This window comes from Rummeliibacillus sp. GQ308 (assembly GCF_059759115.1).
Genome location: NZ_JCAXDQ010000001.1, coordinates 886105 through 900566, shown reverse-complemented (window position 1 = coordinate 900566; position 14462 = coordinate 886105). Strand labels below are relative to the sequence as shown.

The 14462-nt window shown below is 38.8% G+C and carries 12 protein-coding genes; all 12 read right to left on the bottom strand.

The features are described 5' to 3' along the window. Positions 1–191 precede the first annotated feature (191 nt). The 12 genes from AC6CHJ_RS04275 to rpsO all read right to left on the bottom strand — a co-directional run bounded on the left by AC6CHJ_RS04275 (position 192) and on the right by rpsO (position 14402). Positions 192–1259: a BMP family lipoprotein gene (locus AC6CHJ_RS04275; RefSeq protein ID WP_066785773.1), complete on the bottom strand. Its 1068-nt coding sequence runs from the start codon at positions 1257–1259 to the stop codon at positions 192–194. Positions 1260–1323: 64 nt separating this feature from the next. Next, positions 1324–2052 (bottom strand): GntR family transcriptional regulator, encoded by a 729-nt coding sequence (locus tag AC6CHJ_RS04270; RefSeq protein WP_066785771.1) that lies wholly within the window; start codon positions 2050–2052, stop codon positions 1324–1326. 194 nt (positions 2053–2246) lie between these two features. Beyond that, positions 2247–4583 carry an FtsK/SpoIIIE family DNA translocase gene (locus AC6CHJ_RS04265; RefSeq protein WP_498287396.1) on the bottom strand — a complete coding sequence of 779 codons (2337 nt, stop codon included), beginning with the start codon at positions 4581–4583 and terminating at the stop codon, positions 2247–2249. 144 nt (positions 4584–4727) lie between these two features. Beyond that, on the bottom strand, positions 4728–6401 hold the full coding sequence (locus AC6CHJ_RS04260; RefSeq protein WP_066785766.1) for a ribonuclease J: 1674 nt from the start codon (positions 6399–6401) through the stop codon (positions 4728–4730). Between the two features lie 208 nt (positions 6402–6609). After that, positions 6610–7503, bottom strand: a complete 894-nt coding sequence (dapA, locus tag AC6CHJ_RS04255) for a 4-hydroxy-tetrahydrodipicolinate synthase (RefSeq protein ID WP_498287394.1) — start codon at positions 7501–7503, stop codon at positions 6610–6612. 12 nt (positions 7504–7515) lie between these two features. Next, positions 7516–8556 (bottom strand): aspartate-semialdehyde dehydrogenase, encoded by a 1041-nt coding sequence (locus AC6CHJ_RS04250; protein WP_498287392.1) that lies wholly within the window; start codon positions 8554–8556, stop codon positions 7516–7518. Between the two features lie 80 nt (positions 8557–8636). After that, positions 8637–9224, bottom strand: coding sequence for a dipicolinate synthase subunit B (locus AC6CHJ_RS04245; RefSeq protein ID WP_066785757.1), 588 nt, complete (start codon positions 9222–9224; stop codon positions 8637–8639). Between the two features lies 1 nt (position 9225). Continuing rightward, positions 9226–10032 (bottom strand): NAD(P)-dependent oxidoreductase, encoded by an 807-nt coding sequence (locus tag AC6CHJ_RS04240; protein WP_498287390.1) that lies wholly within the window; start codon positions 10030–10032, stop codon positions 9226–9228. Next, the gene (locus AC6CHJ_RS04235) at positions 10029–10298 is read right to left on the bottom strand and encodes a YlmC/YmxH family sporulation protein (protein WP_066785752.1); all 270 of its coding nucleotides are present in this window, start codon (positions 10296–10298) and stop codon (positions 10029–10031) included. The genes AC6CHJ_RS04240 and AC6CHJ_RS04235 overlap by 4 nt, the downstream gene beginning before the upstream one ends. Before the next feature lie 76 nt (positions 10299–10374). Continuing rightward, positions 10375–11601: a M16 family metallopeptidase gene (locus AC6CHJ_RS04230; RefSeq protein ID WP_498287388.1), complete on the bottom strand. Its 1227-nt coding sequence runs from the start codon at positions 11599–11601 to the stop codon at positions 10375–10377. Positions 11602–11705: 104 nt separating this feature from the next. Continuing rightward, entirely contained in the window at positions 11706–13817 is a 2112-nt protein-coding gene (pnp, locus tag AC6CHJ_RS04225; protein WP_249775699.1) for a polyribonucleotide nucleotidyltransferase, read from the bottom strand. Positions 13818–14132: 315 nt separating this feature from the next. Continuing rightward, positions 14133–14402 carry a 30S ribosomal protein S15 gene (gene rpsO, locus AC6CHJ_RS04220; protein ID WP_066785740.1) on the bottom strand — a complete coding sequence of 90 codons (270 nt, stop codon included), beginning with the start codon at positions 14400–14402 and terminating at the stop codon, positions 14133–14135. Between the last annotated feature and the right edge of the window lie 60 nt (positions 14403–14462).

Sequence of the window (14462 nt, the reverse complement as noted above, 5' to 3'; positions counted from 1 at the left end):
GGAATTGAAGAGACTATTTTATTTTCAAACATTTATTCACAATCTAGCAGTATAAAAAATGTTCAAAAAAATAAGAATAAGGGTATTGTAAAAAGGCTCTTCGAAACCCTTCGTCTATTAATCTTTAAACTAAAAAATAGATAAAAAGATCATAAAGACCAATAACTGGCCTTTATGATATGAAGGTGACACTATTTTTCAGGTTTTTCTGGAACTGTAATGTCGCCGCTAATAATTTTTTCTTTGAATTCATCAATTTTCTTCTTAGTGTCGTCAGTAAATACGCCATGGTCGTCAGCTAAGTCAACACCTTTGTCTTTTAGACCAAATGTAATTGTTTTGCCGCCAGGGAATTTGCCGTCTTTAGTATCTTTAGATACTTTTTCAGCAGCAGTATCAACACGTTTAAGAACAGAAGTTAAAGTGATGTTTGTTTTATCATTCACTTTTCCTTCATCGTATTGGTCACGGTCTACACCGATTACCCATACATCAGCCTTAGCATCTTTTTTCTTGCGTTCTTTTGCTTCAGTGAATAGGCCGTTTCCTGTACCGCCTGCAGCATGCATGATAATGTCTGTGCCTGAATCATACATACGTTTTGCGATTGCTTGACCTTTAGAAGCATCACCGAATGAACCTGCATATTGGATATCAATTTTTACTTTTGGATTTGCAGCTTTAGCGCCTGCAACAAAGCCAGCTTCGAATCCACCGATAATATCGCCTTCTACACCGCCGATAAATCCGATTTTACCTGTTTTGGATTGTAAAGCAGCTGCAGCACCTGCTAGGTATGAAGCTTCGTTAGCACGGAACATGATTGATGCAACGTTATCTTGACCTTCAATAACTGAGTCAATAATGGCAAATTTAGCGTCTTTTTGTTGTTTTGCAACTTCAGATGTAGCATCATGCAAATTGAAACCTACAGCATATACTAAATCGAAATTACGGCGAACAAGGTTGTTAAGGTTTGTATTGTAATCACTTTCAGAAGCTGATTGAAGGTAGTCGAAGCCACCGTTACCTTTTTTCATTCCATTCTCTTCACCAAACTTCTCGATACCTTCCCAAGTTGATTGGTTGAATGAACGGTCATCGATACCACCGATATCAGTAACCATTGCTACTGAGAATTTATCTTTATCGCTACCGCTTTTTTTCGATTCGTCCCCTTTGTCTGATCCACATGCTGCAAGCAATGTACCAGAAGCTAGAAGTGCAGAAAGTGCTAAACCAATTTTACGCTTTTTCACTTGAAATCCTCCCAAAAAGTAAATTAATTAAATTTGTTGTTGACGATAGCAGGAATGAATACATTTATACGCGTTTACGTATTACATGGAAGCTGAATTTATCAGCTCTAAAATAGTTTTTCGAATATAAGACCAGCCGTTCTTGTTCATCATAATGGAACTGCTTCAGCAACAAGAGAGCTGTCTCGCGTCCGCATTCTAAGATAGGCGAAACGTGCCCATGATAGCCAATCGGATCAATATAAGTGACCGCATAAGCAACATGTATGTCCCCTGATTCTTCTAATGCTTGAAATATCGATAGATTGCGTCTTTTCAAAAAATCTTTCGGCAAATAGTTTGAAGGTACTTGGTCGATACAATATACCACAGGGTTATCGTCAGCTGTACGGACCCGTTCAATCGTAATTATCGGATCGCCAGCATCACATTGAAAGCGTTTTAAATCTTCGTCATTCGGAAGCAGCTCGGTAGAGTTTAAATAGACTGTACCGGGCTGCATACCTGCATCTTCTATCATAGAAGAAATACTTGATAACTGTTCAATGCCTGAAGTAAATATGGGCTTTGGATTCACAAAGGTTCCCACACCATGTCTTCTAACAATAATATTTTCTTCTTCCAAAAGTCTTAGTGCTTCCCGAAGCGTCGCACGACTTACCCCAAGTGTCTTCGACAACTCAAATTCAGATGGTAGTTTTTCATTTTCTTTGTAAATCCCTTTTTCTATGTCTGCCTTAAGATGATCGATCACTTGAAGATAGAGATGACGCTGGTCAGACTTTATTGTCAAATTAACCACCACCAGTAGAGATCAGACATCTGACGTAAAACATTCCTACTAATCAGTCATACTATAACACTTTTAAATAACGAAATAAATAACTTTCGAAAAAAACTGTGTTAAAACAGTTAATAAATTTTTAAAAATTGTTGAATTTGCTATTTTTCGTTACATTGTTAGAAAATTCATAATTGTCGGACGTGCTATTTCCCGATTAATACTTCTCTTGGTTTGCTTTTTTCAGCTGGTCCGACAATACCTCTTTCCTCCATCTGATCCATGATACGAGCGGCTCTAGCGTATCCTATCTTTAATTTTCTTTGCAGATAAGATACAGATGCAGTATCTTGGCTAGCTACCAAATTAACAGCTTCTTCAAAGAGGTCATCTGTATCATCCAAGTCTGTAATTTCCTCTTCTTCAGTAGGAATCATTTCCTCTTGGTATTGGGCTTTTTGCTGTGCTATAACAAAGTCTACAATCTGTTCTACTTCTTGGTCTGAGACAAAAGCCCCTTGTACGCGTACCGGCTTCGACTGCCCAGCTGGTAAAAATAGCATATCCCCCCGACCAAGCAAGCGTTCCGCTCCTCCCATATCAAGAATAGTTCGAGAATCGATTGCGGAAGATACAGCGAATGCTATTCTCGATGGGATGTTAGCTTTAATAATACCTGTAATGACATCCACACTTGGTCTTTGTGTTGCGATAATGAGGTGTATGCCTGCTGCTCTAGCCATTTGCGCTAAGCGTGTAATTGAATCTTCCACATCACTTGAGGCTACCATCATCAAATCGGCTAACTCATCAACAATAACCACAATAAACGGCATCTTGGGATGCTTCTCTCCATTTTCTTTATTAAAACGTTCGATATGTGCATTATATCCCTCTATATTGCGTGTTCCCGTATGTGAAAACAAATCATAGCGTCTTTCCATCTCATCTACGACTTTTTTCAACGCTTGTGACGCTTTTCTTGCATCTGTCACAACTGGCGCCAATAAATGTGGAATCCCATTATAAACGTTCAATTCTACCATCTTCGGATCAATCATCATCATTTTTACTTCATGAGGTTTTGCACGCATAAGAATACTAATAATAATGCCATTAATACAAACGGACTTCCCACTCCCCGTCGATCCTGCTACTAATAAATGAGGCATTTTGTTTAGCTGTGCAAGTTTTGCTTCACCGGTAATATCTCTTCCTAAACCGATCAATAACTTTTCATCCGGCTTATTGTTTTCTTTGGATTCTAGCACTTCTCTCAGGCTAACTATAGCGACCTCTTTATTAGGAACTTCAATACCAACAGCCGATTTTCCAGGTATTGGCGCCTCTATTCTAATATCCTTAGCAGCCAGGGCTAAAGCTAAATCATCTTGCAATCCTACGATTTTGCTAACCTTCACGCCTCTGTCTGGCAATACCTCATATTCTGTTACCGCAGGGCCTAAATGAACTTGGGTAACTGTGGCTTTTACACCGAATGATTGGAATGTTTGCTCTAATTTCTTAGCATTCCCTTGAATTAATTGAAATTCGCCGCTTTGATCCGTATGCGGTGGTAATTTTAAAGTAGCCATAGCTGGTAATTGATACGCCTCATTCTCTACCTCTGCTGCAGATATTACAGCAGCATCAATTGTATCTGCAGCTGTTTCAGGTTCTTCTTCAGGAATATCTGCTACAGGCTGATCTTGTTGTTGAATTCGTTGCGTAAAGGCAGAAATGATTGGCTCTTTTGGTTGCTCGGGGATTGTTGCTGCATGATATTCTTCATCATTAACGGTATGTTCGATAGTTTCCTCTTCAGACGCCGCAGCTTTTCTTTTTCTCTCTTTCTTTTTCTTACTCTTTGCTTCTTGGCGCCTGCTTACAGTGTCCTCTGACTCTTCTTTCATTTCCATAATTGACTGTTTAATTGTTGGCCATTTGCCAGCGATATAAGGAATTAGGGCTTTACCAGTAATTAAAAGGAGTCCAATTAACACCATTAGCCATCCTGCGATATTGGCACCTGCTGCATCAAATAAAGCGAAGAAACAAGCAAAAAGGATAGCCCCAATCATACCTCCTCCTAATGCATGAGAATGCTCTTTAATTCCTCCTGAAGTAACAAGCACTCTCCATGTTTCTTTTAAAACCGAATTATTGTGCAAGGCTTGACCATTAAACAGTTGCTCAAACAAGGAAATGTGGCTGAATAATGTTAATCCTCCTGTAATTAGTAAGACACCACCGATCAGGCGGTTTTTCAGATTAGGAATTGTGCGTTTGACCATTAGTAACAACGCACTCACGATGAACAAGAAAGGAACGATGATAGCCCAATTCCCAAATAAAAATAAGGCAATGTATTGGAACGCCTTTCCTACAATTCCATACTCAAAAAAGATAATAATCGCAAGGCCAATTAGTATTAATCCTATGATTTCATATACCAATGGTTGCGTCTTCGTAGCTTTTTTCGTTTTTTTGCTGACTGTTTTTTTATTCTTTGCAGGTTTCTTTTTCGTTGCTTTTTTTGCCATGCAACCACCTACTTTCTTTCGTTGATTAAGGTTTTTTACAATCTTTTTGTTTTGGAAGAATATCTTTATCATGTACATAATAAAACGGAAAAAGGATTTCCTACCATTTTTAAGAGGTAAGGAAATCCTTTTTCCCGCATAACGCTAATATTCCATAATAATAGGGATAATCATTGGTCTTCTTTTGGTTTTTTGGAATAAATAAGAGTTTAGCGTGTCACGGATTTCTTGTTTTATACTTGTCCATTCGTACGAGCCTTTATTCACATAACTTTCGACAACAGCGCGAACTAATTCAGAAGACTCGCTTAATAATTCTTCTGATTCTCTTACATATACAAAGCCTCTTGATAAAATTTCTGGACCAGAAGCAACTTTTTTCTCTTTGCGGTTGATGGTCACAACTACGATGAATATACCATCTTGACTTAGCAATTTACGATCGCGTAATACAATATTGCCTACATCGCCTACGCCTATACCGTCAATTAGCACGTTACCGGCAGTGACACGGCCACTCATACGCATTTTGCCGCCTTTATATTCTACAATATCTCCTTTATCTGCAATAAATATTTGGGCTTTAGACATACCTGTTTGTTGCGCCAACTTTGAGTGAGCTATTAACATACGGTAGTCGCCTTGAATTGGGATAAAGTATTTTGGTCGCATTAAATTCAGCATTAATTTCAAATCTTCTTGCGAGCCGTGCCCTGAAACATGCACTTTTTTATCAGCAGACAACACTTTTGCTCCTGCTTTTGCAAGGCTGTTCATTGTGTCTGCGATTTGGACTTCCATCCCTGGTGAAGGTGTGAAAGTAATAAGAACTGTGTCTGTATTTTTAATACGGATATCGCGGTGGTGTTTGCGGATAATTTTTTCTAATCCTTCTAGTGGTTCACCTTGATTTCCTGTTATAATCGCCACAATTTCTTCATCTGCATAATCATTCATTTTATTTGCTGGGATAATTCTGTCAGGATCAACAGATAAGTAACCCAGGCGCATACCAACTTCAAATGCATGCTCTAAGCTTTTACCTATAACAGCGATTTTTCGATCAGCATCAGTTGCTTGATCAAATACTTGCTGGATACGGATAAAATTAGAAGCATATAGTGCAACTAAAATACGGCCTTCTGCATTATGAAAAGTTTTTGCTAACTTCTCCTGTACAACATTTTCGGGAATTGTATAGCCAGGACGTTCTGCTTCAGTAGAATCAGACATCAAGATAAAGACGCCTTCTTCACCCAAGTTTGCCATTTTTGCAAGATCTGGCTTATATTTGCCTTTTGCTGATTGGTCAAACTTAAATTCGCCTGTATGGACAATAGCACCTTCACTTGTATGGAAAGCAATACCCAATGAATCTGGGATACTGTGTGTAGTATGGAAGAATGTCACATAAGTCGTTTGGAAGTTCATGCGACTCTTGCTCGTTACCTCAAAAAACTTAATTTGATATGGTGCAGGCAATTCTTTCAAATGTTCTTTTGCTAATGCGATCGTCAATTTAGATCCATAAACCGGCGCGTTCACTTTTTGTAGTAAATATGCGACAGATCCGATAGCATCTTCATGTCCATGTGTTAAGAAAATACCTTTTACACGTGATTTATTTTCGACTAAGTAAGATATGTCTGGTATGACATAATCAATGCCTAACATTTCGTCTTCCGGAAACATAAGGCCGCTATCCACGACAAAGATTTCTTCATCAATTTCGATAACGTACATTGCTTTGCCGACTTCACACACGCCGCCCAATGGGATGACGCGTATTACTTCATTTTTTGTTATTGTTTTTGCCACTTGTTTTCCTCCTAAATTAATCCCGAACACAAACCACTTACTCCCATTATATAGATAGTTGAGCGTTTTCACAAACAAAAAAGAATGGGTCAATGTCACCCATTCTCGAATCATCTGTGTTCGTTCAAATGTGGACCTTCTAAATCATTCATTCCGTTATAATCACTGCTGAGTTTAATTATGAAAATCCCTTTGTCTCATATACACCTTAGTCAAAACTCTTTTGCTTTTCTTCATATTCTCTCCAAGCAAGATCATATGCCCTCTTCTCCTCAGCTGTTAAAGAAATAATAGGCAGCCTTACACTCTCCGTACCTAATCCTTGCTTTGCTAATGCATACTTTAAAGTAGAAGGGCTAGGCGTTGCAAATAGTGCCCGTATAAGTGGCAGTAGCGCTTGATGAATGCGGGCAGCTTTTTCATGCTCACCATCATAATATGCCTTCATCATTTTTTGCATATCATATCCAACTAAATGGGAAGCTACAGATACAATGCCTGATCCCCCAATGCTGAGTAACGGCAATGTTAAACCGTCATCTCCAGAATATACTTGAAATCCTTGCGGGGCATTCGCTAATATTTCTGCCATTTGATCTAAACTTCCACTTGCTTCTTTGACTATTTGTATATTTGGAATATCACTTAATGCAAGAACGGTTTCTGGTGTCATATTAACACCTGATCTTCCCGGAATGTTGTAGAGCATAACCGGCAGAGAAGTCGCTTGCGCAATAGCTGCAAAATGTTCGTACATCCCCTGTTGGCTAGGTTTATTATAATACGGTGCCACTAGCATAATGCCGTCAACGCCTGCAGCTTCTGCCTGCTGTGTTAACAGTATTGATTCTTTTGTATTGTTACTCCCTGTTCCTGCAATGACTGGAATTCTCTTATTAGCTTTTTGCACAACATATTGAAATATTCTTATCTTTTCTTCAGAACTTAAAGTAGGAGATTCACCTGTCGTTCCACAGACGACAAGTGAATCTGTCCCATTCGCAATTAAATGCTCAATCAATCTAGCAATCTCTTCATAGTGAATGGTCCCATCTTCATGGAACGGCGTAATCATAGCTGTCGCAATACGACCAATATTCACTCAGCTGCCTCCTTACTTTAGTCCATCTTCAATCATTTTTTCAGCGATTTGGATAGAGTTTAGCGCAGCTCCTTTCAACAAATTATCAGCTACAATCCATAGATGAAAACCTGTGTCTTCTGTTAAGTCCTTGCGAATTCGACCTACAAATACATCATCCAAACCATCTGAATATAATGGCATAGGATAGTGCTGTGTTGCAGGGTCATCATGTAATACTACCCCCGGAGCTGTTTTTAAAATCTCTTTTATTTCTTCTACTGACACACCATTTCGCTCAATTTCAATATAAACTGATTCAGAGTGCCCTACTGTTACTGGCACGCGTACACAAGTTGCCGCTACTGGTAATGCTTCATCATGCAGAATTTTTTTGGTTTCATTAATCATTTTCATTTCTTCATAGGTAAAGCCGTTTTCTGTAAATACATCGATTTGCGGTATCACATTGCGTGCAATAGGATAGTGCTTCTTATCGCTTTTTACAGGTAAGATTTGGGCCTCTATTCCTGTAGGTTCATCAAAATAGACGCTTTGTTCTTTTAGCTCATTTACGGCACTGATTCCTGCTCCGGATACAGCTTGATATGTAGATACGATTATTTTCTTCAACCCAAATGCTTGCCGGATTGGCTGAAGTGCTGCGACCATTTGTATGGTAGAACAATTTGGATTGGCTATAATGCCCTGATGTGTTGCAAGATCATTAGGATTTACTTCAGGTACTACAAGAGGCGTATCTGGATCCATTCGAAATGCACTTGTATTATCAATTACGATTGCTCCGCGTTTTGCAGCTTCAGGCGCAAGTTCCTTAGAAACGGATCCTCCAGCGCTAAAAAAGGCAAAATCTATCCCATCAAACGCTTCTGGGGTAGCTTCTTCTATTTTATAACGCTCATTGCCTACTGCTAATTCTTTTCCGGCAGAGCGCTTTGACGCTAAAGGTTTTAATTGTGCCATAGGGAATTTACGTTTGATTAATTGTTCAATAATTTTTGTACCTACAGCCCCTGTGGCACCTACTACTGCTACTGTATATTTTTTCGTCATTATACATCGCTCCTCAGCTAATCATCCAAGTAATGGCGCTATTGTATCATACTTACCTAGTTATTTATATAATAATTAAATTATTTAGTATATTGAATCAATAATGGTTGCAATTGTGCTTTATTTAATGAAGCTTCTACTGTTTTTGCCATCAACGTAAAATCAGATATAAGAGAATTTGGCTTATTGATAGGATCATCTTGCCCAAACGGGATAAAGAAGACATTTTTTGTGTTTAATAGCTTCATAACATTTATTCCATTAAGTCCTAGCGCATCATTCGTAGAAATCCCCAGAACTACTGGGCTTCCATTTCTTAAAGTTGCTTTCGCCGCCATTAATACAGGAGAGTCAGTTGCGGCATTAGCAAATTTACTGATAGAGTTCCCTGTCATCGGAGCAATGACCATACAATCTAAAGGATTTGAGGGTCCAAATGGCTCTGCCTCCGCAATGCTTTTTACCACCTCATTGCCTGCCAAGCTCTCTATTTTCTCAATCCATTCTTCTCCTGTACCAAAACGAGTCGCCGCTGTTAAAACAGAATGCGTGATAATCGGGACAACGGTTGCCCCTAATTCAGTGAGAGAAGTGATTTTAGGTATTACGTCTGCATACGTGCAATGGGAAGCAGTAATCCCTAACCCAATCCGTTTGCCTTGTAGCATATTATTCCTCCTTTAGTTCGTTATTTTTTCGTACAATCACCTGTGCAAGCAAGTCTGCAGCATCTTGTGGGAAATACTTGCCGGGCAAACCAGGAAGGAATGTATAAATAAGCTTCTCTCTCTCTTCTATATTAAGGCAGCCTGGTAATGATGCTACATCAAATATGTTCAATTTTTTTTCTAATGCATTATAGAAATCTACAGTAAACCATTTATTCGGAATTGTATTAATTAAGTAATCGTGTTCTGTTGTGTTCTCCGGTATCAATTGATCTGCAACGTAGCCATAGGCAATGGCCTCTTGAATTTGGCTGTTGGATCTTGCCAAAATATGAACATTTGCACCCAATTTATGGAACATGTAGGCAAGCATCTTAGCTACACGGCCAAATCCTGTAATACAAAACGATTTGTCAAATACTGAAGTATTTTCTAAATCATAAAATGCCCGCAGCATTCCTTCAGAGGTCAATCTAGCATTCAGCCATATATACGATTCATCCTGCAGATAATAGATCACCTGCTCCTCTTTTAATTGCAGAAATTCCTGTTGTAGACTTTGATTGCTTTTACCGACAAATATTACAGCATTCGATGGGAGGCCCTCGAATGCACCGCGAGGAATTTCTGGCGCTTGGATTGGCAACACAATCCGCTCAGGCTTTTCCGTCTCAATGATTTGTTGGAGCTCCTCATTCCACTTGTCTGTATATTTGTAAATAACCTGCTCATAATCTAGTGACAAATAGAGGGCCAATTCTTTGAACCGCAAATCTCTTCCAAGGATTAACCATTTTTCATTTATCATTTTGTGTACCCCGATTTCAGTGGTTGTGTTTTTTTGAATAAAATTCGGTCTTCGCCAATCAGTGAAATTTCTGTCCATGGAATATAGGACTGCGGTTTTTGATCTTTTGATTGAAATGGCAAGCGATAACCTCTTTGGACTAATTCAAATCCATAAATTTGCCCTGTTTTCGGATCTAATAAACACTCTGTTTCTGCAAGCAACCCGCAGCGGACTCCATCACTCATCTGGATTAGTTCTTTATCCGCGAGCTCAGATAAAAGCATTTAACCCCTCCTTCTCCGTCATAATAGTGTATGTCATTATACATATGCATGTGCATAAAAAAAACTAAGAGGCATATTAAAGTCTCTTAGTTGGCTGAATAATCGATTTAGCAAATGGTTTTCCCAGTATATCTTGTATGATGTTATTCACACTTATTTCATTTACTGCTTGCAGTTCTTCTAAATTTATTTCAATCGATTTATGCTCTCCATAGATCAATTCATTTTTTGCATTTCGATGCATGACATCATTAGTGGTTTCAAGGCTTAACAAAAAATTGCTTTCTAATTGTTCTTTTGCGTACTTTATTTCTTTAGCTGTTACGCCATTTTCCTTTAGGTTATCTGTTATTTGCAAAATAGTTTCTTCCAAAAGATCCAATTGCTTAGGAGATGTACCGCCATAAATCATAAAAGCGCCAGTATCTTGGTAAGCAGAGTAATACGAATAAATTGAATAGGCTAACGCTTTCTCTTCTCTCACTTGTTGAAAAAGCCTTGATGACGTTGTATCTCCGATTATATTATTCATGACAAGAAGACTCATGAGATTTGGGTCTTTTATTGAAAGTGATGAGTATCCAAGCAATAAATGTGATTGTTCTGCATGGTTACGCTTGATAGTCACACCCGGATCAAATCGAGGTATTGTAGCAATCCGAGGGACTTCAGAGTCTCTTTCAAAATCTCCAAATAATGCGGCGACTGTGTCCAAAAGATGATCAGGGACATTGCCGGCAATGGAGATTACTATGCGTTCAGGCGTATAATGTGCCTCCATAAAATCTTCTAGCGTTTCTTTTGTGAAGGTTTCCAATGTATCTTTTTTACCTAGGATAGGAGCACCGATTGGATCGTCAGGAAACATGGCTCGCCAAAGCCTTTCATCTACTTCATCATCTGGCGTATCCTCAACTAATAGCATTTCCTCATAAATTACTTGCCTTTCTTTTTCAATTTCTTGCGGATCGAAGGATGAATGGAAAAACATATCCGCTAAAATGTTCAGCGCTTCAACTGCATGGATATCCAAAGTGGTGGCATAAAAACAAGTATTTTCTTTAGACGTAAAGGCATTTAATTGCCCTCCAATACGATCAAAGGATTCAGCTATTTCTTTTGCTGTCCTACTATATGTACCCTTAAACAACATATGTTCAATGAAATGTGTTATTCCGTTTAATTCAGGACTTTCATCTCTGGAACCTACATTTACCCAAATGCCCATGGACACCGATCTTACGTATGGACGTTTTTCAACAAGAATTCTAACGCCATTTTTACATATATGTTTAGTCCTCAATAATCTTCCTCCTTTATATAAAAAAGAGGCTGTCGTTTAATTAGACAACCTCGTTGCAGACATAATATATTCTTTAACTGCTTAACTTTTTAAATAAAACAGTCTTATTGTTGTTCTGCTCTTTCTTTTTCTTCTTTAATAACAATCTTGCGTGATAAGTTGACACGGCCTTGGCGATCGATTTCAATGACTTTCACCAATAGCTCATCACCTAATTTCAAGACATCTTCGACAGCTTTTGTACGTTCTTCTTGAATTTCAGAAATATGAAGCAAGCCATCCTTACCAGGGAAGATTTCTAGGAACGCGCCGAATTTTTCGATACGTTTAACTTTACCCATATAGTATTCGCCGACTTTTGCTTCACGCACAATGTTTTCGATTATTTCTTTAGCGCGTTTGATCATATCTTCATCTGAAGAAGCAATTGAAATCGTACCATCTTGCTCTGTATCGATTTTTACGCCTGTTTCTTCAATAATCTTGTTGATTTGTTTGCCCCCTGGCCCAATTACATCGCGGATTTTATCAGGGTTGATATGAATCTGCTGAATCTTAGGTGCATATGCAGATAAGTGTTCTTTCGGTTGAGCGATTGTAGCCAACATAGATTCTAAAATAATCATACGGCCGCGTTTTGCTTGCACTAATGCTTCTTCTAGAATTTCACGAGATAAACCATCAATTTTAATGTCCATTTGAAGTGCTGTTACACCTTTTGCTGTTCCAGCTACCTTAAAGTCCATATCGCCAAGATGGTCTTCCATACCTTGAATGTCCGTTAAGATGGAATAATAATCGCCCTTTTTAATAAGGCCCATCGCAATACCTGCTACTGGTGCTTTAATTGGAACACCTGCATCCATCAATGCTAGGCAAGATGCACAGATACTTGCTTGTGATGTTGAACCATTTGATTCTAATACTTCTGATACACAGCGAATAGTGTAAGGGAAATCTTTTTCATCTGGAATAATCGCGGATAATGCACGTTCTCCAAGTGCTCCGTGACCGATTTCACGGCGTCCTGGACCACGCATTGGTCCTGTTTCCCCAACTGAGAATTGAGGGAAATTATAATGGTGCATAAAGCGTTTTGACTCTTCTACACCAAGACCATCAATGATTTGAACATCGCTTAATGCGCCAAGCGTACAGATTGATAGCGCTTGTGTTTGTCCACGTGTAAACAATCCTGAACCATGAGCACGCGCCAACAATCCAGTCTCTGAAGATAATGGACGGATTTCGTCTAATTTACGGCCATCTGGGCGGATTTTTTCTTCGGTAATCAATCGACGGACTTCTTCTTTGACCATCTTATCTAAAATTTGGCCAACTTGTTTCAATGTAGCATCGTCTGCTTCTTGTTCTTCAAATTGTGCAATTACCTCAGCTTTTACTGCTTCAATCGCTTCATCACGTGCATGTTTTTCATGCGTTTGAATCGCTGCGTTCATTTGAGTTTCAAATTGAGAAGTAATGCTTTCAGTCAATTGTGGATCTAACTCATGCAATGTTACTTCGATTTTTTCTTTGCCTGCTTCCTTCGTTACTTCTTCTTGGAAGGCAATAAGCTTTTTGATTTCTTCATGTCCGAACATGATTGCTTCAAGCATTGTTTCTTCTGGCACTTCTAGGGCACCAGCCTCCACCATGTTGATCGCATCTTTAGTGCCTGCAACAGTAAGATTAATCAATGATTGATCTAATTGTTCCACAGTAGGATTAACAATAAACTCATCATTAATCATACCAACTTGTACACCTGCGATTGGTCCGTCGAATGGAATATCAGATACCATAAGAGCCAATGATGAACCTACCATAGCCGCCATTTCGCTGCTGCAGTTTGGATCAGCTGACATAACCATTGAGGTAACTTGTACTTCATTACGGAAACCGTCTGGGAATAATGGACGGATTGGTCGGTCAATTAAACGAGATGTTAAAACAGCACGTTCAGATGGACGTCCTTCTCTTTTAATAAAACCTCCAGGAATCTTACCGACTGCATAAAGTTTTTCTTCATAGTTCACAGTTAAAGGGAAGAAATCAGTTTGTTTTGGGTGTTTAGACATAGTAGCATTACATAGTACAGCTGTTTCGCCGTAACGTACCATTACTGCACCGTTTGCTTGTTTTGCAAGCTGGCCGACTTCGATTTGCAATGGTCGTCCTGCCCATTCATAGGTAAAAACTTTTTTTTCGTTCATCTATTGAACTCCTCTCTTAAAAAGAAAACCTAAATTACATATAAGCTTATGTTATGTAGTTACTTGTAGTTTATCAAAAATAAATGCGCTTTGCGAAACATTTCTCTACATTCCGCTTTTATTCGCTATAGATGGCTGGAATTTTATTAAACATAAAGAAAAAGCGGGACAAGCCCGCTTTCATCTCATGCATTTAATCTCGGCTCCTACTTCACTTCAATTGTGCAACTTGTACACAATGAGGATGGAGTAAGTTTCGACTGATTGAACTAACAAACAGCGCGGGCAGAATCCCTCGCTGTTTGATGTTTCATTTTATCGGCGTAAGCCAAGTTTTGTAATAATTTCACGGTAACGTTGTACGTCGTTTTCACGTAAATATTTTAATAAGTTACGGCGACGACCGACCATTTTGAATAGACCGCGACGTGAGTGGTGGTCTTTTTTGTGAACACGTAAATGTTCGTTTAAGTTGTTAATCTCTTCCGTAAGGACAGCGATTTGAACTTCTGGTGAACCAGTATCACTTTCGTGTGTACGGTATTCAGCAATGATTTCGTTTTTGCGTTCTTGTGTTAGTGCCATCCTATTCACCTCCTACTGATTAAAAAATATCCCCTATTACTGAGCAACTCGTTGGTGATT